This window comes from Curtobacterium sp. AC268, from assembly GCF_979258745.1.
On record NZ_OZ409878.1, the window covers coordinates 2,304,765 to 2,326,980 of the forward strand.

Consider the following 22,216-nt stretch of genomic DNA (forward strand, 5'->3'; position numbering starts at 1 on the left):
GCTCGCAAAGGAGCGAACCCGTGTCACTACCCCCTGCCCCCGCGCTCGGGTCGACGAACGACCCCGGCCTGAAGTCCGCCATCGGCAAGGCGACGAAACACCTCATGCCGATGCTCGTCATCCTGTACTTCGTCGCGTTCCTCGACCGCACGAACGTCGGCTTCGCCGAAGAGGCCCTGCGCGTCGACCGTGGCATCTCCGACGCCGCCTTCGCCCTGGGCGCCGGCATCTTCTTCATCGGCTACGCGATCTTCGAGATCCCGTCGAACCTGCTGCTCAAGCGGTTCGGTGCGCGCTTCTGGCTCGCCCGCATCGCCGTCACGTGGGGCATCGTCGCCGCACTGTTCGCCTTCACGACGAACGACACGATGTTCATCATCCTGCGGTTCATCCTCGGTGTGACCGAGGCCGGGTTGTTCCCGGGCGTGATCATGTACCTGTCCGAGTGGTTCCCGAACAAGGTGCGCGTGCGCATGTTCGCGATCTTCTACCTGGCGCAGCCGTTCTCGCAGATGATCGGCGCCCCGCTGTCCGGCGGCCTCATCAGCGTCGGTGACCAGGTCACCCCGTTCCACGGCTGGCAGGTCATGTTCGCCGGCGAGGGGATCCTCGCGGTGCTGGCGGGCATCGCGGCCCTGGTGTTCCTGACGAACAGTCCGCAGCAGGCGAAGTGGCTCGAACCGGGCGAGAAGGCGTCGCTCACCGCGGCCATGGAGCGCGAGGACACCGCCCGCAGCGAGGACGGCCCGAAGGGCATCTGGCGCGCGATGGCGAGCGGGCGCGTCTGGTACTTCACGATCATCTACTTCTGCCTGCAGGTCGCCGTGTACGGCACGACGTTCTACCTGCCACAGCAGGTGTCCTCGCTGCTCGGGCAGGACGTCGGCTGGCAGGTCGGTCTGGTGTCCGCGATCCCGTGGCTCGTCGGGCTCGTCGCCTGCTACCTGATCGGGTCGCGTGCGGACTCCGTCGGTCGCCGTCGTCGCTGGGGCACCCTGTTCTACGTCACGACCGGCCTGTCGATCCTCGGCTCGGCGTGGGCGGGTGCGAACGGGCAGCCGGTGCTCGGCATCCTGTTCATCACCCTGGCCGTCGCGAGCTTCCTGGCCGTCGGCCCGATCACCTGGGCGTACCCGACGGCGTTCCTGACCGGTGCCGCAGCCGCCGCGGGCATCGGCCTGATCAACTCGCTCGGCAACCTCGGCGGGTTCGTCGCCCCGATCATGCGCACCGCGATCAACGAGGTGGTGCCCACCGACAGCGGTGCGTTCGGCATCGTCTCGCTCGGCGTCCTGGCGTTCGTCGCCGCGGTGATGATCTTCTGCACCAAGTTCTTCCGCGGGGCCAAGGCCGACGAACTGCTCGACACCTCGCACGTCCGCACCACCGACCCGAAGGGCAGCAAGCGATGACCAGACTGTTCAACGACCCGGCGGACTTCGCCGACGAGGCGACCGACGGCTTCGTCGCCGCGAACGAGCGGTGGGTGCGCGGGGTGCACGGCGGGGTCGCCCGTTCCACCACGAGCCCCGACGGCACGGTCGCGGTCGTGATCGGCGGCGGCTCGGGCCACTACCCCGCATTCGGCGGACTGGTCGGACACGGCCTGGCCGCCGGTGCCGCGATGGGCAACCTGTTCGCCAGCCCCAGCGCCCAGCAGGTCACCGGGGTCGCGAAGGCCGCGGAGCACGGTGGCGGGGTGCTGCTCAGCTACGGCAACTACGCCGGTGACGTGCTGAACTTCGACGCCGCGGCGCGCACGCTCGAGGCCGACGGCATCCCGGTCCGGACGGTCCGCGTCACCGACGACGTGACGAGCGCCCCGGCCGACGACCGCGCGAAGCGCCGCGGCATCGCGGGTGACCTCTGCGTCTTCAAGGTCGCCGGCGCCGCCGCCGAGCGCGGTGACGACCTCGACACGGTCACCGCCGTCGCCGAACGGGCGAACGACCGGACGCGCAGCTTCGGCGTCGCCTTCTCCGGGTGCTCGCTGCCCGGCGCCGAGGAACCCCTGTTCACGGTGCCCGAGGGTCGGATGGCGGTCGGCATGGGCATCCACGGCGAGCGTGGCATCGACGAGACGGACGTGCCGTCGGCCGACGGGCTGGCCGAGCTGCTGGTGTCCCGTCTGCTCGACGAACTGCCCGACGGCGTGGCGCTCGAGGGCCAGCGGGTGGTCCCGATCCTGAACGGCCTGGGCTCGGTCAAGTACGAGGAGCTCTTCGTCGTCTACCGCTCGGTGCAGCGGCTCCTGACGGACGCCGGGGTCGTCATCGTGGAGCCCGAGGTCGGCGAACTCGTCACGAGCTTCGACATGGCCGGGGTCTCCCTGACGCTGTTCTGGCTCGACGACGAGCTCGAGGAACTCTGGGCAGCACCCGCGGACACGCCCGCCTACCGCAAGGGCGGGGCGGTCGCCGAACAGCGGGTCGACCCGTCCACCGTGGCGGCGGACGCCGAGGGCGTCGGCATCGGCCCGGCGACCGCCGAGTCCCGCGCGGTCGCCGAACAGGTCGCCGCCGGGTTCGCGGCGGTCCGAGCCGTCCTCGACGAGCACGCCGACGAACTCGGCCGCATCGACGCCGTCGCCGGTGACGGCGACCACGGCATCGGGATGCAGCGCGGATCGCACGCCGCCGACGTCGCAGCCGCCGACGCGGTCAGCCGCGGTGCCGGTGCCGGCACGGTCCTGCTGGTCGCCGCGGACGCCTGGTCCGACAAGGCCGGCGGCACGTCCGGTGCGATCTGGGGTGCCGCCCTGGAGGCACTGGGTCGCGTGGTCGGGGACGACTCGCGTCCGTCGGGTGCCACCGTCGCGCAGGGGGTCCGCGCGGCCACCGAGGCCGTGCTCGCGTTCGGCGCCACCGTCGGTGACAAGACGATGGTGGACGCCCTGGTGCCGTTCGACGAGGTGCTCCGCACCCGGCTCGACGCCGGGGCGGCGCTCGCCGAGGTCTGGGGCGACGCCGTCCGCGCCGCCCGACAGGCAGCGGACGCCACGGAGTCCCTGGTGCCGAGGATGGGCCGGGCACGGACCCACGCCGACCAGGCCGTCGGCACCGCGGACCCCGGTGCGCTGTCCTTCGCCCTCGTCGTGGAGACGGTCGCCCCGTGATCACCGTCGGGGTGTCGCTGAAGACGTACTTCTCGCATGCCCGGACGCTGTCGTGGGCGGCCGAGGTCGGCGACATCGCCCGGCGACACCCCGCGGTGCGCTCGGCTGCGGCGTCGCTCTTCGTGGCGCCGACGTTCCCGGCCCTCGTCCCGGTGCGTGACCTGCTCGAAGGCACCGGTGTGCAGCTCGCCGCGCAGGACCTGTCGTGGGCCGACGCGGGTGCGTTCACCGGCGAGGTCTCGGGCGCCGAACTGCGGGAGATCGGTGTCGACCTGGTCGAGATCGGGCACGCCGAACGGCGCTCCCTCTTCCACGAGGACGACACGACGATCGCGGGGAAGGTGCACGCGGCCTTCCGGAACCACCTGCGTCCGCTGGTCTGCGTCGGGGAGCCGGACCGGGCCTCCGATCCGACCGAGGCCGTGGCGGCGGTGACCGCGCAGCTCGACCGGGCCGTCTCGACCGCCGTCGCGGACGGTCTCGCCGGACCCCTGACCGTCGCCTACGAACCGGTGTGGGCGATCGGCGCACCGGCACCCGCACCGGACGACCACATCGTGGCGGTGCTCGCCGGGATCGAGCAGCACCTCGCCACCCGGCCCGAGCTGCGCGGCAGCACCGTCCTCTACGGCGGCAGTGCCGGACCGGGTCTGCTCACGCGGGGGCAGGGCCGGATCGGCGGCCTGTTCCTCGGACGGTTCGCCCACGACCCCGCAGCGGTCGAGGCGATCCTCGATGAGGTCGCGGCGCTCAGCTGAGCTGGTCGCGGACCCGCCGTGGGGCGCGACCGAGCAGTTCGCCGAGCAGCGGGTCGGTGCCGGCGAACAGGCCCCGCTCGGCGGCCTGGTACATGCCGAGCAGGAACGCGACCATGTGCGGGTCCTGCCCCGCTGCCAGCGCACGGGCACGCCACTCGTCCTCGCCCAGGGCCTCGAACCCGATCGTCCGACCGGACACCTCGGACGCCTGCCGAGCCAGGTCGGCGAAGGTCGGCGCGTCCGGAGCGGTGAGCGTCACCGGCCCGTCGAACGGCTGGTCGGCGAGCAGGATCGCGGCGGCTGCCTCGGCGGCGTCCTCGCGGGCGGTCCACGACACCGGGCCGTCGACGGGGACGGACACCGTGCCGGTCTCCTGCCACGGGCCCGTCATCCAGGCGGCGCTGTGCGCGTAGAAGCCGTTCCGCAGGCTCGTCCACGGCAGCCCGGAGTCGCGGAGCAGGTCCTCGGTGGCGGCGTGGTGCGCTGCGGGCACGAAGGGCGAACCGTGCGCGGCGCCCTGGTGGCTCGTGTACAGGACCCGGCCGACGCCGGCGTCGACGGCTGCGTCGACCGCGGCACGGTGCAGCGCGACGGCGTCGGCGGCCGGGTCGCTCGACGAGACGAGCAGGAGCTGGTCGGCGCCCGCAAAGGCTGCCGGCAGGGTCTCCGGTTCGGCGTAGTCGCCTCGGCGGACCTCGACGCCGCGGTCGGCGAACCGCTGTGCTCGGGCTGGATCACGGGTCACCACCGCCAGGTCGGAGGGCGCGAGGTGCTCGAGCAGGTGGTCGGCGGTCGCGCCGTTGAGGGCTCCGGTGGCCCCGGTGATGACGATCATGACTTCTCCGTATCGATGGAAACAGCGCTTCGGTATCGCTGCTAACACAGTGATAGCACAGATCCGTTATCGTTGTTCCGTGATCGAGCAGGGAAGCCAGCGCGACGAGACGCGTGCGCGCATCGTCGAGGTCGCCGGCACCATGCTGCGCGAACGCGGTGCCGCGGCGGTGACCACGCGGGCGGTCGCGGACGGCGCAGGCGTCCAGGCACCGACCATCTACCGGCTGTTCGGCGACAAGGACGGTCTGCTCGAAGCGGTCGCCGAGCACGCGATGGCGACGTTCTCGGCGATGAAGGCCGACGCCGTCCGAGCTGCTCGTGACGAGGCGACCGACCCCGTCGAGGACCTGCGCACCGGGTGGTCGATGACGATCGGCTTCGGGCTGGCGAACCCCGACCTGTTCGTGCTGTTGAGCGACCCGGAGCGTGGCCGTCGGTCGGCAGCCGCCCGCGCCGGTACCGCGCTGCTCGCCGAACGCATCCGGCGGGTGGCCGAGGCCGGACGACTGGCCGTGCCGGAACACCGCGCGGTCGAGCTCGTGCACGCGGCCGGCACCGGTGCGGTGCTCGCGATCCTGGCCGCTCCGGCGGACGAGCGGGACCCGTCACTCGCCGACGACGTCCTCGACGCGGTGCTCGGGCGGATCCTCGTGCCGAGCGGGCCGACGAGGGACGACGGCGGCGCGGCCCCGGGTGGTCGCGGTCGGGGGACTGACGCCGTGACGAGCGCCGCGATCACGCTCCGTGCTGCAGCGCCCCGGCTCGATCGACTGTCGGCAGCCGAGCGGACGATGCTCGCGGAGTGGCTCGACCGGATCGCCGCGGACTAGTCCTCGCGGGCGCCCGCCAGGCCGTGGTCGTGTGCGTAGACGACGAGCTGCACCCGGTCGCGCAGTGACAGCTTGCCGAGGATGCTCGAGATCTGGGTCTTCACCGTCGACTCGGTGACGTACTCCTTCGTGGCGATCTCGGCGTTCGAGAGCCCACGGGACGCCCACCCGAACACGACGCGCTCCCGCTCGGTCAGGGTCGCGAACTCCGGCGGCTGCGGTGCGGGGGCCCGCGCCACGTCGGTGCCGAACAGCTGCGCGAGGTCGTTCGGTGCGATGACCGAGCTGCCCTCGTGCACGGCCCGCACCGCGGCGAACAGGAACGGCGGCGTGGTGTCCTTGAGCAGGAACCCGCTGGCGCCGAGCCGGATCGCGGTCGCCGCCGCCGGGTCGAGCCCGAAGGTGGTGAGCACGACGACGCGGGGCAGCGGACCCGGGACGGCGCCTGAGTAGAGCTGCCGGACGGTCTCCACGCCGTCCATGCCGGCCATCCGCATGTCGAGCAGCACCACGTCGGGGCGCACCTCGGGGATGAGCGCGAGCGCTTCGGCGCCGTCGGAGGCCTCACCGACCACGCGCATGTCGTCCTGGGCGTCGAGCACCACCCGGAGCCCGGCGCGGAACAGCGCCTGGTCGTCGGTGAGCAGGATCCTGATCGGTTCGGTCATCGGACGGGTCCCCCTTGGACGTCGAACGGGATGCGGGCGCGTGCCGTGAACACGTCGTCCAGCACGGCGGCGTCGAACGACCCACCGAGGGCGCCGAGGCGCGAGTCCATGCCGTCGATCCCACGGCCCGAGCCGGCGGTGGTGCCGTCGCCGGCGACGTTCTCGACCTCGAGCACCAGGTCCGCGTTCCGCCAGGTCTCCCGCACGACGACCGGGTTGCCGGGGGCGCCGTGGCGCAGGGCGTTCGTGAGCATCTCCTGCAGCACGCGGCGGGCGGCGGTGCCGGTGTCCGGGCGCAGGGCCAGCGGGACCCCGCGCACCGTGCGGTCGACGTCGACCCCGGCGTCGCGGATACCCTGCACGATCTCCTCGAGCGAGCCCGGGCCGGTCGCCTCGGCGGAGCCGTCGATGTGCCCGAGGACCTGTCGGACCTCGACCAGGGAGCTCCGGGCGGTGCTCGCGATGGTGGCGCTGACCGCTCGGATGCGCGCCTCGTCGTCGAGGAACGGCACCGAGTCGGCCTGCGCGATGATGACCGCGAGCGAGTGGCCGACGACGTCGTGCACGTCGCGGGCGATGTCCGCGCGGATGCGTTCGGACTCGGCGACGTCGATGGCGCGGGTGGCGGTGGCCTCGGCCTCGGTGGCGACGGCCTCGGCACGCGATGCTGCGGCCTCGGCGTCGGCACGGCGCTCCGACTCGCGGTCGCGGGAGCGGAAGGCCCGGACGGCGACGCCGCCCGCCCAGACCCCGAGCAGCGCGGTCACCGGGGCGGCCATCGCCAGGAAGGCCTGGTCGCGCGGGCCGTTGATGAGCACGAGGAACCGGAAGCCGGTCGACGCCAGGTAGACCGTCGCACCCGCCCCGGCGACGACCGCGAGCACGCCCGAGGCGACGACCTCGGTGCGGGTGCCCACGACCGCGGCGGTGCCGATCACGACGAAGAGCGCCAGGTCCACCAGCGACGGGCGCTCGCCGCCGCCGACCTGGATCACCCCGAGGACGACGACCATCGCCATCGCGGCGGACGGGGAGATGCGACGCAGGGCGATCGCCACCGAGGCCGACAGCACCGCGGCGAGGCTCGCATGCTCGAGCTCGAGGTCGATGGGCAGCAGGAAGACCAACGCCGCCAGGGCCGCCCAGGCCACGTCGACGGCGATCGACCGGGTGGCGAGCGGCCGGAGGAACCTGCCCCGTTCGGTCACGAGAGCGATCCTCCCATGCCGTACCGGCGTCACGCGGGCGGGGTCATGGCCATGAGTGCGATGACGGTGGCGACCACGATCGCCGCGCAGAGCAGCAGGGTGGCGATCGTGTGCTTGGTCGAGGTCTGCATGCTCCCAGCCTGCGCAACGGGACGGCCGAGGGCATCGGGCGGTCGACCGAAGGGACTCGTCCTGCCGGGTGAACCTGCCGTCTGCGTGATCCGGCCACCTTGGACGGCCGCCCAGTGCCCCCGGCGAACCATCGGCCGTGCAATCGCTCGATCGACACGAAGGAGCACGATTTGTACTTCCACAAGCAGGAACTCCAGCACAAGGCAACGCCCGACAAGCCCGACGCGATCTACGCCCGCAAGCTGCAGGAGGTGCTCGGTGGCCAGTACGGAGAGATCTCCGTCGCGCTGCAGTACCAGTTCCAGGCGTGGAACATGCACATCCCCGGCAAGTACCGCGACATGGTGTTCGGCATCGGCGCCGAGGAGATGGGCCACGTCGAGATGCTCGCGACGATGATCGCGCAGCTGCTCGAGAAGTCCCCGCTCGGCATCACCGAGGACGCGCTGCAGGACGACCCCACGGTCGCCGCGATCGTCGGCGGCACCGACGTCCAGCACGCGATCGTCGCCGGTGCGGGCGCCCGTCCGGTGGACAGCAACGGCAACCCCTGGCAGGGCTCGTACATCACCGCCAGCGGCAACCTGCTCGCCGACTTCACGGCGAACGAGAACGCCGAGATGCAGGGTCGTGTGCAGGCCGCCCGGATCTACCACATGACCGACGACCACGGCGTGCGGGACCTGCTGTCCTTCCTCATCGCCCGCGACACCATGCACCAGAACATGTGGGCGACCGCCGCCGCCGAGCTGCGCGAGAAGGGCGTCGAGGGCTTCCCCGTGCCGAGCAACTTCCCGCAGTCGAAGGAGAACCAGGAGGTCAACTACCAGTACCTCAACTTCTCCGACGGTGCCGAGGCGAAGAACGGCCCGTGGGCGAGCGGCCCCTCGTTCGACGGCAAGGGCGAGTACTCGTACCACGACGGTCCGACCACCTCGGTCCCGATGCCCCCGCCCACGCACCCCGACGTCCGGCTCTACGGCACCACCGAGCTGCCGAACGTCGTCGAGAAGACGGCCGGCCTGGTGCAGGACAAGCTGAACAAGGAGTAGTCCCGACGGTCGCCCACGCGACCGACGGAACGACAGGAGGCCCGGCGCACGACGTGCACCGGGCCTCCTGTCCGTCAGGTGGTCACCGCGCCGACGGGGCGGACCCGCCCACGGTCATCAGCGCCCCCGTCTCGGGTTCTTCGTCGCGTGGTGCCTCGAAGATGCCCGAGTAGGCGCGGACCGCGCTCCACCCCGCGATCAGCAGGGCCGTGCCGAGGACCGCCGCGACCCAGGGCGCCAGGAGCGACTGCTCGAACAGCCGGGGCGCGGCGACCCAGGTCAGGAACGTGCCGGTCAGGCTGCCGGTGGCCCCGAGGAGCACGGCGGTGCGCCGGTCCAGGCTCGTCAGCGCGAGCGCCGCGGTGACGACGAGGACCGCGACCACCGCGTTCAGCAGGACGGACGTCATCGCTCAGCTCCTCACTCGGCGGCGGCGCCGGAACCGACCGCGAGATGCTCGGACGCGCCGCCGACGGTGACGGCGATCTTGCGCGGCTTCGCGGACTCCTTGACGGGGATCGTGACGCTCAGCACGCCGTTGTCGTACCCGGCGGTGATGCGCTCGGCGTCCAGGCCGTCGCCGAGCGTCAGCTGCCGGACGAACGTGCCGGGCTGGCGCTCACGCGTGAGCCACTGCGAGCCCTCGGGCGCGCCCAGGGTGCGCTCGGCGCGGATGGTCAGGACGGAGCCGTCCACGTCGATGTCGACGGAGCCCGGGTCGATGCCGGGCAGGTCGACGTCGAGGACGTAGTGGTCCCCGGTGCGGTACAGGTCCATCGGCATCGAGCGCGGACCAGCTGCGGTGCCGAGGAGCGAACCCGCGAGTCGGTCGAGCTCGCGGAACGGGTCGAAGTTCATCGTCATCGAAATCAACTCCTTCGTGGTTCTCGTTGAGTCCCCTCGACTCAACTGCCACCGTTTTAGCACTCGACTCTGGCGAGTGCCAAGAGATCGCTCAGAGGACGCCGAGAACTCAGCCGAGCAGGGGCGCCAGGAACGGGTCGATGACCGCCCACGTCGCGTCGGGGGCCTCGAGGTGAGGCAGGTGCCCGGCCGCCGGGACCTCGGCGAACACCGCACCCGGCACGGCCGCAGCGACCGCACGACCGTACGCCGGGGTCACGACCCGGTCGCTCGCGCCGGACACCACGAGCGTCGGCACCCGTACGGCCCCGAGTCGACCGAGCAGGCTCGGGTCGCTCATCGACCGGCCGGCGATCACCGCCATGGTCTGCCCGTTCGACCGCTGCGCCGCCCGCTGTTCCTCGGTGACGGACGCCGGGTCCTGGTACCCCCGCGCGGGATCGTGCCAGGCGACCTCGGCCAGCCCGCGGGCATCGAGGGCGAAGAAGTCGGCGATCGGTTCGCCCTCGACCACCGCACCCACCCCGTCGATGTCGACCACAGCACCGACGACCCCGGCGTACCGGTCGTCGCCAGCTGCCTGCAGGGCCATCTCGAGGGCGATCCAGCCGCCGATCGAGGACCCGACCACCACGACGTCCTGCTCTCCGGCGGTGACGAGCTGCTCGAGGTACGCGGTCGCCAGGGCCGGGACGGAGTCGATCCCGTCCGGGCGCGGGGTACCGTCCCACCCGGGGTGTGTGGGGGCGACGACGTGGAGGGTGGGTGCGAGGTGCGCGACGATCGGCGCGACGGTCCGGGGGCCGCCGCCGCCATGCAGGACGAGCGCGGTGCGGGTGTGGGTGTCGGTCATGGGTGCTCCGTATCAACATGTTTATGTACGAGTATTGATACCGTAGCACCATGCCGACCGACCTCGAAGCCCTGGGCCACGCCGTCAAGCGGGCGCAGTACCGCAACCACCGCACGATGGACGCCGCCCTCCGTGACCTCGGCGTGACGCTCGTGCAGTGGGACGCCCTGCGCGCCATCGACCGGATGCCCCACGCATCGGGGCACGACCTCGCCGTCGCGACGTTCCAGAGCGACCAGGCCTTCGGCACCCTCGCGAACCGGATGCTCGACCGCGGGCTCATCACCCGGACCGCCGGTCGGGGTCGGCGGATCGAGCACGCGATCACCGAGGACGGTCGGCGGGTGCTCGACGAGGGACACCGCATCGCCGAGGGGGTGCTCGACTCCCTGTTCGCACCGCTCGACGAGCCGCGACGAGCGGCGCTCCTGCAGCTCCTCACGACCCTGACGGGCTCCGCCGAACCGTTCGGCGCGCAAAACGTACACAGTGCGAATGGTTCGTTGAACTGACCGTTCACTTTGTGAAAGAGTTCAGCCGTCCGAAGGGGACACACGGCAAGCAAGAAAGGCGGGACACGACATGCACAGCACGTACTCCGGGATGCCTCGGACGGCACGGATCGGTGGCAGTCACACGCGCGTCGGTCTCACCGACCCGGCGATCATCGACGCCTACGTCGAGCGTCGCATCCAGGACCCCTCGCTGCTCGCCGGTCGTTCCGAACCGTCCTACGCGGACTTCTTCAGCACGCCTGCCGTTTAGCAAGGAGCGCATGACCCCATGCCGTTGACCGTCGTCCGTCGAGAGCACGTCCACCTCTACGCCCGCGAACCCGAGTCCGGGGTCGCGAAGACCGCCGTCGACGCGCTGCTCCGCCTGCAGCACGCCGAGGACCAGCAGATCGAGTCCGCCCGCATCGAGAGCGGCCTGTCGAAGAACGAGTTCCTCGCCGTCCGGTACATGCTCCAGGCACACCGGGACGGCCGCACGATGGGCCCGAAGGACCTCGCCGTGATGCTCGCCGTCTCGAACGCCTCGGTCACCAAGATCGTCGACGGGCTCGTGCAGAAGGGTCTGCTGTCCCGCACGGCGCACCCCACCGACCGTCGTGCGCAGGTGCTCGCCCCGACCGACCGGGCCGCCGACAAGATCGACGCCTCGTACGCGCGCTTCCACGCGGCCGTCGTCGAGGTGCTCGAACAACTCCCCGACACGGACAACGCCGTCCTCGCCGACTCGCTCACGAAGATCGTCGACGCGCTCGCCGCGGGCACGCCCGCGCCGGTCGACGAGTACACGGTCGACGACCAGGACTGACGCGAGCGCACCCGGCTGACGCGACCCGGCGGGTGCGACGCGACCGGATACGGACGGGAGGCCCGTGGTGCGCCCGCCACGGGCCTCCAGACCGGACGGTGGCGAGAAAACCTTCCAGCGGTAAGTTGGGTGCATGACCCACCCCGCGGACGACGCCGACGCGGCCCAGCCGCGCCGCGGCGGGTACCGCAAGGGCGCCGAGCGGCGCACGCAGATCCTCGACGAGATGATCCGCATGGTCGCGGAGCAGGGGGTCGACGCATCGTCGCTCCGCTCGGTGGCCGAAGCCCTCGGGATCACGCACGCGGCGCTCCGCCACTACTTCCCCAGTCGCGACGAACTGCTGCTCGCCGTCTACCGGGAGCACGAGGTCCGCGAGCAGGGCGCGCCCGACCGGATGAAGTCGGCGATCGGCGACATGCGCGAGAGCGCATCGCGCAACCGGGCCGTGCCGGGGCTGGTGCAGCTGTACACGACCCTCGCGGCCGACGCCGTGCAGGAGGGCCACCCGGCCACGCGCGACTTCATGCGCGAACGCTTCGCCCGCCTTCGCGCCGAACTCGCCGTGCTGATCGAGGCGGACCAGGCGAGTGGCCGGATCCGCGCAGACCTGGACCCGGTCGACCTGGCGAGCCTGAGCATCGCGGCATCCGACGGACTGCAGGTCCAGTGGCTGCTCGACCCGGACGCCGTCGACGGCGAGCGGGTGCTGCGGCTGCTCGAGCAGCTCGTCCCGCCGGTGCGCTGAGCGGCCAGGGGTACGCCCACACCGCCGGTGGCACAGCGACCGGCCGGTAGAAGGGCAGCATGACCACTTCCACGCGCACCCCGCTCGGCGTCACGCTCGTCGACGGGGGCGCCAACGTCGCCCTGTTCTCGAGCACCGCCGAGCGGGTCGAGTTCTGCACCTTCGACGACGACGGCACCGAGCACCGCACCGAGCTCCGCAACCGCACCGGCTACACCTTCCACGACGTCGTCCCCGGGGTGACCGTCGGCACCCGCTACGGCTTCCGCGTGCACGGTGCGTGGGACCCGGCGAACGGCCTCCGCCACAACGGCGCGAAGCTCCTGCTCGACCCCTACGCCACCGCGATCGACGGCGAGTACGAGTGGGGCCAGGCGCTCTTCGGTCACGACATGAACGAGCCCGAGCAGATCGACGAGACCGACTCGGCCAGCGCGATGCCCAAGTCCGTCGTCGCCGACCGGTCCTTCGACTGGGACGGTGACACCCTGCTGCGGACCCCGCTCGCCGACACCGTCGTGTACGAGGTGCACGTCAAGGGCTTCACGAAGCAGCACCCGGACGTCCCCGAGGAGATCCGCGGCACCTACGCCGGCATGGCCCACCCGGCGGCGATCAAGCACCTGACCGACCTCGGCGTCACCGCGGTGGAGCTGCTGCCGACGCACCAGTTCGTGCAGGACTCGACGCTCCTCGACAAGGGCCTCCGCAACTACTGGGGCTACAACAGCATCGGCTTCTTCGCGCCGCACGACGAGTACTCGTCCGCCGGCACCGCCGGGCAGCAGGTCGCCGAGTTCAAGGAGATGGTGAAGGCCCTGCACGCCGCGGGGCTCGAGGTCATCATGGACGTCGTCTACAACCACACCGCCGAGGGCAACCACATGGGCCCGACGCTGTCGTTCAAGGGGATCGACAACCAGTCGTACTACCGGCTGGTCGAGGGTGACGAGGCGAACTACTTCGACACCACCGGCACCGGCAACAGCCTGAACGTCGGGCACCCGGCGGCCCTCGGACTCATCATGGACTCGCTCCGCTACTGGGTCGAGGAGATGCACGTCGACGGCTTCCGGTTCGACCTGGCCACGACGCTCACCCGCCAGGACGGCGAGGCCGAGAAGCACTCCGCGTTCCTCGACATCATCCACCAGGACCCCGTGCTGCGCGAGGTCAAGATGATCGCCGAGCCGTGGGACACCGCCGGTTACCAGGTCGGCGGGTTCCCGGCCGACTGGTCCGAGTGGAACGGCAAGTACCGCGACGACCTGCGGGCCTTCTGGCGCGGCGACGAGGGCGCCCTCGGCGACGCCGTCCAGCGGGTCCTGGGCAGCCCGGACGTCTACGAGGGCTCGCGGCGCTCCCCGCTGTGCTCGATCGACTTCGTGACCGCCCACGACGGTTTCACCCTGGCCGACCTGACGATGTACGCCGACAAGCACAACGAGGCGAACGGCGAGGACAACAACGACGGCGAGAGCGACAACACCTCGTTCAACGGCGGCATCGAGGGCCCGACCGACGACGGCGCGGTGAACGACTACCGCGACCGGCAGCGCCGCAACTTCCTCGGCACCCTGCTGCTCTCCGCCGGCGTGCCGATGATCCTGGGTGGCGACGAGCTCGCCCGGTCGCAGGGCGGCAACAACAACGCGTACTGCCAGGACGACGAGATCTCGTGGTTCGACTGGGCCGCCGCCGACCAGGACCTGCTCGCCTTCACCACGGCGGCCATCGCGTTCCGTCGGCAGCACCAGGCGCTGCGTCCGGAGTGGTTCCGCACCGCGCCGGGCGACTCGGAGTCGACGGTGACCGTGCTCCGTGCCGACGCCGCCGGGTTCGAGGACGGCGACTGGGCGGACGGGGGCAACCGGGCCGTGACGCTCGTGCTGCACCAGGGCGACGACACCGTGGCCGTGCTGCTGAACGCGTCGGACACCACGGTGGAGTTCACGCTGCCGGAGCGTCCGGGTGGGGGCAGCTGGTCCCTCGGGCTGTCGAGCGACCCCGACCAGGCCGTGGTGGGCGACGCGGCGACGCTGCTCGTGCGCGACGCGTCCTTCACCGCGCTGGTCTGACGCGGGGCGGGGCTCGCGCGGTTTCGCTTGGTGAGCAGCAATGGTCGGGTCCCCGTTCGGGACCCGACCATTGCTGCTCACGAAGTGGTGCGCGTGGTGCTCGCGACGCTCCTAGGCGTTCGCGCCCGCGGTCAGCACGGCTGCCGCGGGGTCGAAGTCCTCGGGGAGCGGCGGGATCGCGTCCACGGTCGACGTGATGTCGATGGCGGAACCCGACTCGGCGGCGTCACGGATGCCGAGCAGCACGTCGAGCACGTGCAGCGCGACGGCGCCGGAGGCACGCTCGGGGCGGTCCTCGGCGATGGCGCGGGCGAGCTCGACGACACCGGTGCCACGACCCCAGGTGGAGCCGACCGCCTCGAGCGTCTCGGGCTCGTCCTGCCCGTAGCGCCAGAGCTGCGACGAGCCCTCGAACGTGTTCGGGTCCGGCAGCGAGATCGTGCCGAGCGTGCCGTTGATCTCGACGAAGCCCATGCGCGGCAGGGCGTGCTGGAACGAGAACGTCGACTGGGCGGACTGCCCGCCGGCGAACTCGATCAGGGCCGCGTGGTGCGTCGGGACCTCGACCGGGAACGTCTCGCCGGCGCGGGGGCCGGACGCGATCGTGCGACGGTCGAGCGACTTCGACGAGACGGCCTGCACGCGCGAGGCGGTGCCGAACGCGTGCACCAGGGTCGTCACGTAGTACGGGCCCATGTCGAACAGGGGGCCGGCACCGGTGGCGAACAGGAAGTCCGGGTTCGGGTGCCACGCCTCGGGCCCGGGGACGTGGAACAGCGTCGTCGCGGAGAGCGGCTCGCCGATGTCACCGCGGGCGATGGCCCGGAGCGCCGTCTGGATGCCCGCGCCGAGCACGGTGTCCGGAGCGGTCGCGACACGCAGGCCCTTGGCCTTCGCCGACTCGAGCACCGCGGCGGCCGACGCGTGGTCGGTCGCGATCGGCTTCTCGCTCCAGACGTGCTTGCCGGCGTCGATGATCTGCTGGTCGACCTCGGCGTGTGCGGCCGGGATCGTCAGGTTGATCACGATCGAGATGTCGTCGCGGGCGAGGAGTTCCTCGACCGATCCCGACGAGGCGACGCCGTACGAAGCGGCCTGCTCAGCGGCACGCTCGAGCAGCACGTCGGCGACGAAGCGGACCTCGACGTCGGCGAACTTGGTCAGGTTCTCGAGGTACTGCGTGGAGATGTTGCCGGCACCGATGATGCCGATCCCGACACGGCTCACTTGTCGTTGTCCTTGAGCCAGGTGAGGGACTCGGTGATGCCCTCGAAGACGTCGCCCTTGTACGCGTCGAACTCGACCACGCGGATCGCCTGCGGTGCGGCGGCGAGGATCGCGGTCACGTCGACGTCGCCCTGACCGGCCGGCGTCTGGTTCTCGAAGGCGCGCTGCAGCGCCTCGGGCACGATGAGGGCGCTCTCGGACGAGGGCAGCGCGGTGCGGATGTCACCGTCGACCTTGCCGTCCTTGACGTGGATCGCGACGACGCGGTCGCCCAGGCCCTTGAGCACGGCAGGGGCGTCGGCGCCACCGACGGTCGCCCAGAAGGTGTCGACCTCGAGGACGGTCTCCGGCGACAGCTGCGACACGAACAGGTCGTAGACGGTGCGGCCGTCGACCTTGTTCGTGAACTCCCACTGGTGGTTGTGGTACCCGAACTGCAGGCCACGGCCGGCGGCCTCGGCGGTCAGCTCGTTGACGCGCTCGGCGATCTTCGCGACGTCGTCGGCGGTCTGCCAGCGGTCGGTCGGGATGAACGGGTCGATGACGGTGCGGATGCCGAGGCGCTCGGCGGCGTCCCAGATCGGCGCGGTGTCCTCGGCGTCGATCACGGCGACGTGGCCGGACGGAGCCTTGAGGCCGGTGGCCGCGAACGCACGCTCGAGGTCGGTGGCGCGCTCGACGAACGCGTAGGGCTCGACGTTCTCGTACCCGATCTCGGCGACACGGGCGATGGCCTTGTCGAGGTCTTCGGCGATGGCGTCGCGCAGCGAGTACAGCTGCACAGAAGTGGTGGGCATTGCAGAGGCTCCTTCGATCCTGTCTGGGTGTCGCGGCCCGTCGAGGAGCGATGCTCCGCGGCGAGATCGATGACGACGCTACCCCAAAAACCACCCGGTGTGTAGTTTTTGCTGCCCCGTGTGACGCGGCCGGTGTTGCAGACAACACGTGTCGATGTATGCTCGCGTCGGAAAAACCTTGTCAGGCAAGGTTTTCATCGACTCAAGGAGGCGTCATGAGCACACCCGAACCCGGCAGCCCGGCACTGCTCAACCCGGAAGAGGGCATCACCCAGCCCGTCAGCACGGTCAAGGTGGGCATCGGCTACCAGATCGCCCTGTTCCTCGGGCAGTTCGGCCTCTTCGTCGCGCTCATGGCGCCCGTCTACGTGAGCATGCAGCTCAAGGCGCAGGCCCTGGTCGGCGACGACGCTGCGAACGTCATCGGCTCGGTGCTGCCGATCGGCGCGTTCGGTGCGCTCATCATGAACCCCCTCGCGGGTGCCCTGTCCGACCGCACCCGCACGCGCTGGGGTCGTCGTCGCCCCTGGCTGCTCAGCGGTGTCGTGGTCTTCGCGATCGCCCTCGCCTGGATCGCCTACTCGCCGGACGTCCTCAACCTGACGCTGGCCTGGCTGCTCGCCCAGCTCGCCGCGAACGCCACGCTCGCCACCCTGCTCGCGAGCTTCGCCGACAACGTGCCGCAGCTGCAGCGCGGCCGGTCCTCGAGCATCATCGCGCTCGCGCAGAACATCGCCGTGCTCGCCGGCACCTACCTGTCGGTCTTCTTCGTCGCGAACCTGCCCGTGCTGTTCATCGCGCCCGGCATCCTGGCGATCATCCTGGTCGCCGTGTACGCCGTCGTCGCGCGGGACGACCTGCCGACCTACAAGCTCAAGAAGTTCACGTTCCTGAACCTCATCGCGTCGTTCTGGACGAACCCGGTCAAGAACCCGGACTTCGCGTTCGCGTGGTGGTCGCGCTTCCTCATCATCTTCGCGACCTTCATGTTCACGACGTACCGCCTGCTCTACATGGAGCAGCACCTCGGCATCGAGAGCGCGAAGGAGGCGACGGCCGCCGTCGCCTTCGGTGTGCTGCTCTACACGATCGCGCTGCTCGTCAGTGCGGCGCTGTCCGGCTGGGCCTCGGACAAGCTCGGTCGCCGCAAGGTGTTCGTCGGCGGCTCCACGGCGATGTTCGCGGTCGGACTCATCGTGCTGGCGCACGCCGACACGGTCAACGGCTTCTACGTCGCCGAGGTCATCATGGGCTTCGCGTACGGCATCTACTCCGCGATCGACACCGCACTCGTCGTCGACGTCCTGCCGAACGCCGACCGTCCCGGCAAGGACCTCGGCGTCATCAACATCGCCAACGCCCTGCCGCAGTCGCTCGCCCCGGCCGTCGCACTGTTCTTCCTGAAGATCGGGTCCGGGGACGCCGCCGACAACTACACGCTCATGTGCTGGGCCGCCGGCGCGATCGCCATCATCGGCGCACTCGTCGTCATCCCCATCAAGCGGGTGCGGTAGCGCCCGTCGCGCAACGCGACAAGAGGAGGACGGGCGCGGCACGCTCAGCGGTGTCGCGCCAGCGACACGCGGGCCGCGCCGACCGAGCCTGCGAGGGAGGGGGTGGCGACGCCGCCACGGGCCTCCCGTCCGTCTGCCTGGTTGCGTCAGCGGGCCCCGATAGCGTGATCCACATGCTCGCCGCCGCCCCAGCCCCCTTCGACACCCCCGCCGGCCGCATCGTCGGGACGGTCGACGGCGACGTGGTGCGGGTGCTCGGGATCCCGTACGCGCAGGCCGAACGGTTCGCCCCGCCGCAGCCGATGCCACCGTTCGTGGGCGAGCTGCACGCGTCGACCCCGTCGCCGGTCGCACCGCAGCCGCACGAGGAGTTCGTCGACCTGCTGCTCAACCCGATCCAGGGCATCGAGGTCGACGAGCACTGCCAGCGGCTCTCGATCACGCTGCCCGCCGACGTCCGTCCGGGCGAACAGCTGCCGGTGATGGTCTGGATCCACGGCGGATCGTACGTCATCGGCGGTGGCGACCTGCCGATCTACGACGCCCGCGACCTGGTGACCGAGCAGCGCGTGATCGTGGTGTCGGTCACGTTCCGGCTCGGCGTGCTCGGGTTCCTCGGTGACGGCGAGACGATCCCGGCGAACCTCGGGCTCCTCGACCTGGTCGAGTCGCTGCGCTGGGTGCGCGCGAACATCGCTTCGTTCGGCGGCGACCCCGACCTGGTCACCGTCTTCGGGCAGTCGGCCGGCGGGGACGCAGCTGCGCACCTGATGATCAGTGCCGGCGCCGAAGGGCTCTTCCGCCGCGCGATCATCCAGAGCGCGCCGCTCGGGCTGTCCCGTCGTCGGACCCGGATGAACCGCGCGATGGTCCGGGCGGTCGGCACCGTGCACGCCGACACCCCGCTCGAGGACCTGCTCGACCGGCAGGCGCTCGGCACCCGGGCGGCTGCGCCGTACGGGCTCGCCGCCGGCATGCCGTTCGGCACCCAGTACGGGTTCGCGCCGCTGCCCGCCGAGCGCGACCTCGACGCCGCGTGGAGCCGGGTCGCGCCCGACGTCGACGTCCTGATCGGGTCCGGTTCGGACGAGGCCGGCATGTACGTGCCGCTCGTACCCGGGCTGCGTCGGGTCACCCGGTCGCGAGTGCTGCGGTCGGCCCTGCGGTGGTGGGTCGTGCGCCCGCTGTCCGATGTCATCTACGGGCGCGACGCCCGACGGTTCACCGAACGGCACCGACGCGCCGGCGGCCGGTCGACCTCCTACCGACTGCACCGCGGTGTCACGAGCGCCCCGACCGGAGCCGTGCACATGAGCGACCTGCCGCTGCTGCTCGGTGGCCGCGAGGCCTGGGCCGGCACCCGGTTCGTCCCCGAACGCGACTGGCCCGAGGTCGAGCGCCGCGGCCGGGCCTTCCGGGCGATCTGGGCCGACTTCGCCCGCACCGGCGAGGTCCGGGCCCCCGATGACGAGACGCTGACGTTCGACCGCGGCTGACCGGGAGCCGGTGACGGTGGCTGCGCCCCCTGAACTGGCGGTCGCGGGCCGCTGACCGGCCCCGCACAATCGTCAGCATGCCCACGACCGACGTCGACCTCCGCGCACGCATCGTCGCCGGGGCGATCAGTGCCTACCGAGCCGGGGACTTCCACCGCGTCGGGCCCGACGAGGTCGCCGAGCACGCCGGGGTCACGGCCGACGAGTTCCACCGGGCATACCCGATGTGGGAACTGCTGGTGGTCGCGGTCATGGACAAGTGGAACAACGGCAGCCGACGCGAGCTCTGGCCGATCGCAGAGCTGGACGGCACGGTCGCCTACCTGCGAGCCCGGCTCGCCGCGGGCGTCGAGGACCCGGCCCTCGTGCGACTCCGGGTCGCCGTGCTCAGCGCCGCCTCGAACCCCGACCACCCGGCCGCCGGGTGGTTCCGCACGCAGTACACGCGGGCGTTCGAGGACGTCACCCTCGCCCTGGTCCGTGACGTCGTCGCCGGCCGGGAGTCCCGTGGCGCCTCGCCCCGGCACGCCGCCGAGCAGCTCATGGCGCTGTACGAGGGGCTCCAGCTGCAGTCCGTCATCCGCGACGACGGGGAGCCGCTCAGCGCTTTCGACCGGGCGGCCGCCCGGATGCGCGTGGGCTGGGCGGCGGCACGCGCCGACGCCTGATCCGGGTCGGGCGAGCACGTCGGGTCCGGGGCCTTGCGCGGCGAGCGGTCACGACTCCCCGCGCGTGCAGTGTCGCGTGGTCACGTTCCGTCGTCTGGCGGTGCCGCAAGCAACGGTCTGTGACCGCTCGGCGGGCAGCCATCGGGGTGTCCTGACCGCGCGCCGGCGTGGACGTCCCGACGGTACGCCGGACGGCCGGGAGGCCCGTGGCGGCGGCGACTCGCGCCTCCCGGCCCGCGGGGTGGTCGCGACACACCGCACGGGCTGCGTCGCGTGGTCACGTTCCGTCGTCCGCGGGCGTCGGGGCCGACGGTCTGTGACCGCTCGGCGTGCGGGCCGCGGGGGTCGTGACCGGTCGGTGGCCTGGTGGAGCGTCCGCCCCACCCCGGTCCACGGCCTGGAGGCCCGGCGCGGCTGGCAGACGTCGGTGCACCCACCTGGCATGGTCGGCCCATGGAGTACACGGACTACGACACCCGGCTCGCCGCCTACGGCGTGATCACGGACGGTGACCGCGTGCTCCTGGCGAAGCTGCGTCACCCCGATGCGGGCACGTGGACGCTGCCGGGCGGCGGGGTCGAGTTCGACGAGACCGTCGAGCAGGCCGTCGTGCGCGAGATCCGCGAGGAGACCGGGTACGAGGCCCAGGCCGGTGCCCTGCTCGGGGTCCGGCACCACATCGTCCCCGCGGAACGCCGCATCCACGCCAACGGCCGGCCGATGAAGGCCGTGCAGGTGGTCTTCCGGGCGACCGTCACCGGGGGAGCACTGCGGCACGAGCTCGACGGCTCGACCGACGAGTCGCGGTGGATCCCCGTCGCCGAGCTCCCGCACCACCGCCACGGCCTGCTCGTGCCGATCGCCCTCGGCTGGGCGGGTGCCCTGTCCCGCTGACCGCTGGCGTCACTCTTCGATGACGCTGAGGACGTTGCCCGACGGGTCGGTGAACCAGGCGATGAGCGGCCCGCCCTTCCGGTTCACACCCCGATCGTCGGTCACCCCCTCGTACTGCAGGAACACGACGCCCTTCGCGGTGAGCTCGTCGACCGCCGCGTCGATGTCCGGCACCGGGAAGTTCAGCACCGTGAAGGCCGCCGGTTCGTGACCCGGGCCCTTCGGGTAGACGAGCACCTGGTGTCCGCCGCCGAGCTGCAGGAAGAGCATGCCGTGGTCCTCGGCGACCTCGACCCCCAGGACGTCCTCGTAGAACGCCTTCGCCTCGGGCACGTCGCGCACCGAGAACCCGCTGAACGCCTTCGTCGCATCGACCATGCGGCAAGTGAACCACCGCGGCCCGCCGTCGGTGCGCTCTGCGAGGATGAAGCCGTGAGCGACTCCGGCACGACCGTCGACCAGGCCGTCGAGCGTGCCGTCGAACTGGCCCGTTCGAGCCACCGCACCGTGCTCGGGATCGCCGGAGCACCTGGTGCCGGCAAGTCCACGCTCGCCCGCCGCATCGTCACCGCCGTCGACGACCGCCTGGGTGCGGGCACCGCGGTGCAGGTCCCGATGGACGGCTTCCACCTGTCGAACGCGGCGCTCGACGCCCTCGGCCGGCACGACCGCAAGGGCGCGGCGGACACCTTCGACGCCGACGGGTACGTCGCGCTCGTCCGCCGACTCGTCGCCGCCGACGAGGACGTGGTGTGGGCACCGGACTTCGACCGTCGCGTGGACGAGCCCGTCGCCGGCAGCATCGCGGTGCCCCGCGCAGCCCGACTCGTGGTGTCCGAGGGCAACTACCTGCTCGACGACACGGCACCGTGGTCGGCGCTGCCGGCGCTCTTCACCGAGACCTGGTTCTGCGCCGTCGACGACGACGTGCGGCTCGACCGCCTGGTCGGCCGGCACATGCGGCACGGCCGCGACCACGACGCCGCCCGCGCATGGGCGGTGGAGGTGGACGGCGTGAACGCCGCGAGGGTCGCGCCCACGGTGATCCGGGCCTCCAGGACGGTGTGGACGTGACCACCGACCGACGCGACCGTCGACGACCACCAGGCGACCCCGACAACCACGAGACCCCGACCACCACCACGCGACACCGACAC

The 22,216-nt window shown here is 71.5% G+C and carries 24 protein-coding genes; 15 read left to right on the forward strand and 9 right to left on the reverse strand.

Annotated elements, in window-relative coordinates; translation table 11 throughout:
* Positions 1-20 precede the first annotated feature (20 nt).
* Genes ACZZ9K_RS10950 through ACZZ9K_RS10960 form a run of 3 tightly spaced genes read left to right on the forward strand, consistent with a single transcriptional unit; the run spans position 21 to position 3,873 of the window.
* Complete coding sequence (locus ACZZ9K_RS10950) at positions 21-1,412, forward strand: MFS transporter (RefSeq protein WP_035809316.1); 1,392 nt, start codon at positions 21-23, stop codon at positions 1,410-1,412.
* The gene (locus ACZZ9K_RS10955) at positions 1,409-3,115 is read left to right on the forward strand and encodes a dihydroxyacetone kinase family protein (RefSeq protein ID WP_463444042.1); all 1,707 of its coding nucleotides are present in this window, start codon (positions 1,409-1,411) and stop codon (positions 3,113-3,115) included. Before ACZZ9K_RS10950 ends, ACZZ9K_RS10955 begins: the two co-directional genes overlap by 4 nt.
* Complete coding sequence (locus ACZZ9K_RS10960) at positions 3,112-3,873, forward strand: triose-phosphate isomerase family protein (RefSeq protein ID WP_463444043.1); 762 nt, start codon at positions 3,112-3,114, stop codon at positions 3,871-3,873. Before ACZZ9K_RS10955 ends, ACZZ9K_RS10960 begins: the two co-directional genes overlap by 4 nt.
* Here the strand turns inward: ACZZ9K_RS10960 and ACZZ9K_RS10965 are convergent.
* Positions 3,866-4,708 carry an NmrA family NAD(P)-binding protein gene (locus ACZZ9K_RS10965; protein WP_463444044.1) on the reverse strand — a complete coding sequence of 281 codons (843 nt, stop codon included), beginning with the start codon at positions 4,706-4,708 and terminating at the stop codon, positions 3,866-3,868. The genes ACZZ9K_RS10960 and ACZZ9K_RS10965 overlap by 8 nt on opposite strands.
* A gap of 79 nt (positions 4,709-4,787) precedes the next feature.
* Here ACZZ9K_RS10965 and ACZZ9K_RS10970 point away from each other — a divergent pair, with 79 nt between their 5' ends.
* Positions 4,788-5,540, forward strand: a complete 753-nt coding sequence (locus ACZZ9K_RS10970) for a TetR/AcrR family transcriptional regulator (protein ID WP_258370494.1) — start codon at positions 4,788-4,790, stop codon at positions 5,538-5,540.
* On the opposite strand, the gene ACZZ9K_RS10975 is transcribed toward ACZZ9K_RS10970, so the two are convergent.
* Positions 5,537-6,208 carry a response regulator gene (locus tag ACZZ9K_RS10975; RefSeq protein WP_138802231.1) on the reverse strand — a complete coding sequence of 224 codons (672 nt, stop codon included), beginning with the start codon at positions 6,206-6,208 and terminating at the stop codon, positions 5,537-5,539. The two genes, ACZZ9K_RS10970 and ACZZ9K_RS10975, sit on opposite strands and share 4 nt — an antisense overlap.
* Positions 6,205-7,416 carry a sensor histidine kinase gene (locus tag ACZZ9K_RS10980; protein ID WP_260678777.1) on the reverse strand — a complete coding sequence of 404 codons (1,212 nt, stop codon included), beginning with the start codon at positions 7,414-7,416 and terminating at the stop codon, positions 6,205-6,207. The genes ACZZ9K_RS10975 and ACZZ9K_RS10980 overlap by 4 nt, the downstream gene beginning before the upstream one ends.
* Before the next feature lie 302 nt (positions 7,417-7,718).
* Here ACZZ9K_RS10980 and ACZZ9K_RS10985 point away from each other — a divergent pair, with 302 nt between their 5' ends.
* Positions 7,719-8,600, forward strand: coding sequence for a manganese catalase (locus ACZZ9K_RS10985; RefSeq protein WP_463444045.1), 882 nt, complete (start codon positions 7,719-7,721; stop codon positions 8,598-8,600).
* Positions 8,601-8,682: 82 nt separating this feature from the next.
* Here the strand turns inward: ACZZ9K_RS10985 and ACZZ9K_RS10990 are convergent, their stop codons facing one another.
* From ACZZ9K_RS10990 to ACZZ9K_RS11000, 3 genes are all read right to left on the reverse strand, one after another.
* Entirely contained in the window at positions 8,683-9,009 is a 327-nt protein-coding gene (locus ACZZ9K_RS10990) for a hypothetical protein (protein ID WP_214526553.1), read from the reverse strand.
* Between the two features lie 11 nt (positions 9,010-9,020).
* A complete protein-coding gene (locus tag ACZZ9K_RS10995) occupies positions 9,021-9,464 on the reverse strand; it encodes an Hsp20/alpha crystallin family protein (RefSeq protein ID WP_138802234.1) in 444 nt (147 codons plus the stop codon).
* A gap of 109 nt (positions 9,465-9,573) precedes the next feature.
* The gene (locus ACZZ9K_RS11000) at positions 9,574-10,317 is read right to left on the reverse strand and encodes an alpha/beta fold hydrolase (RefSeq protein WP_463444046.1); all 744 of its coding nucleotides are present in this window, start codon (positions 10,315-10,317) and stop codon (positions 9,574-9,576) included.
* Between the two features lie 50 nt (positions 10,318-10,367).
* Here ACZZ9K_RS11000 and ACZZ9K_RS11005 point away from each other — a divergent pair, with 50 nt between their 5' ends.
* The 5 genes from ACZZ9K_RS11005 (at position 10,368) to glgX (ending at position 14,463) form a co-directional block, all read left to right on the forward strand.
* A complete protein-coding gene (locus ACZZ9K_RS11005) occupies positions 10,368-10,829 on the forward strand; it encodes a MarR family winged helix-turn-helix transcriptional regulator (RefSeq protein WP_463444047.1) in 462 nt (153 codons plus the stop codon).
* Positions 10,830-10,899: 70 nt separating this feature from the next.
* Entirely contained in the window at positions 10,900-11,082 is a 183-nt protein-coding gene (locus ACZZ9K_RS11010; protein ID WP_071248776.1) for a hypothetical protein, read from the forward strand.
* Positions 11,083-11,100: 18 nt separating this feature from the next.
* Positions 11,101-11,637: a MarR family winged helix-turn-helix transcriptional regulator gene (locus tag ACZZ9K_RS11015; RefSeq protein ID WP_463444048.1), complete on the forward strand. Its 537-nt coding sequence runs from the start codon at positions 11,101-11,103 to the stop codon at positions 11,635-11,637.
* A gap of 133 nt (positions 11,638-11,770) precedes the next feature.
* Positions 11,771-12,385 carry a TetR/AcrR family transcriptional regulator gene (locus tag ACZZ9K_RS11020; protein ID WP_042538020.1) on the forward strand — a complete coding sequence of 205 codons (615 nt, stop codon included), beginning with the start codon at positions 11,771-11,773 and terminating at the stop codon, positions 12,383-12,385.
* A gap of 59 nt (positions 12,386-12,444) precedes the next feature.
* The gene (gene glgX, locus ACZZ9K_RS11025; protein ID WP_463444049.1) at positions 12,445-14,463 is read left to right on the forward strand and encodes a glycogen debranching protein GlgX; all 2,019 of its coding nucleotides are present in this window, start codon (positions 12,445-12,447) and stop codon (positions 14,461-14,463) included.
* Positions 14,464-14,574: 111 nt separating this feature from the next.
* On the opposite strand, the gene ACZZ9K_RS11030 is transcribed toward glgX, so the two are convergent.
* Positions 14,575-15,690 (reverse strand): Gfo/Idh/MocA family protein, encoded by a 1,116-nt coding sequence (locus tag ACZZ9K_RS11030; protein ID WP_463444050.1) that lies wholly within the window; start codon positions 15,688-15,690, stop codon positions 14,575-14,577.
* Positions 15,687-16,487, reverse strand: coding sequence for a sugar phosphate isomerase/epimerase family protein (locus ACZZ9K_RS11035; RefSeq protein ID WP_171907779.1), 801 nt, complete (start codon positions 16,485-16,487; stop codon positions 15,687-15,689). Before ACZZ9K_RS11035 ends, ACZZ9K_RS11030 begins: the two co-directional genes overlap by 4 nt.
* A 215-nt stretch (positions 16,488-16,702) precedes the next feature.
* On the opposite strand from ACZZ9K_RS11035, the gene ACZZ9K_RS11040 reads away from it, so the two are divergent.
* The 4 genes from ACZZ9K_RS11040 (at position 16,703) to ACZZ9K_RS11055 (ending at position 21,059) form a co-directional block, all read left to right on the forward strand.
* Positions 16,703-18,001, forward strand: a complete 1,299-nt coding sequence (locus tag ACZZ9K_RS11040) for an MFS transporter (RefSeq protein ID WP_051597042.1) — start codon at positions 16,703-16,705, stop codon at positions 17,999-18,001.
* Between the two features lie 173 nt (positions 18,002-18,174).
* Positions 18,175-19,497, forward strand: a complete 1,323-nt coding sequence (locus ACZZ9K_RS11045) for a carboxylesterase family protein (protein WP_463444051.1) — start codon at positions 18,175-18,177, stop codon at positions 19,495-19,497.
* Positions 19,498-19,574: 77 nt separating this feature from the next.
* Complete coding sequence (locus ACZZ9K_RS11050) at positions 19,575-20,165, forward strand: TetR/AcrR family transcriptional regulator (protein ID WP_463444052.1); 591 nt, start codon at positions 19,575-19,577, stop codon at positions 20,163-20,165.
* 453 nt (positions 20,166-20,618) lie between these two features.
* The gene (locus tag ACZZ9K_RS11055) at positions 20,619-21,059 is read left to right on the forward strand and encodes an NUDIX hydrolase (RefSeq protein ID WP_111057291.1); all 441 of its coding nucleotides are present in this window, start codon (positions 20,619-20,621) and stop codon (positions 21,057-21,059) included.
* A 9-nt stretch (positions 21,060-21,068) separates the two neighbouring features.
* On the opposite strand, the gene ACZZ9K_RS11060 is transcribed toward ACZZ9K_RS11055, so the two are convergent.
* Positions 21,069-21,437, reverse strand: a complete 369-nt coding sequence (locus ACZZ9K_RS11060; RefSeq protein ID WP_185974070.1) for a VOC family protein — start codon at positions 21,435-21,437, stop codon at positions 21,069-21,071.
* 54 nt (positions 21,438-21,491) lie between these two features.
* On the opposite strand from ACZZ9K_RS11060, the gene ACZZ9K_RS11065 reads away from it, so the two are divergent.
* Entirely contained in the window at positions 21,492-22,133 is a 642-nt protein-coding gene (locus tag ACZZ9K_RS11065; protein WP_138802244.1) for a nucleoside/nucleotide kinase family protein, read from the forward strand.
* Positions 22,134-22,216 lie beyond the last annotated feature (83 nt).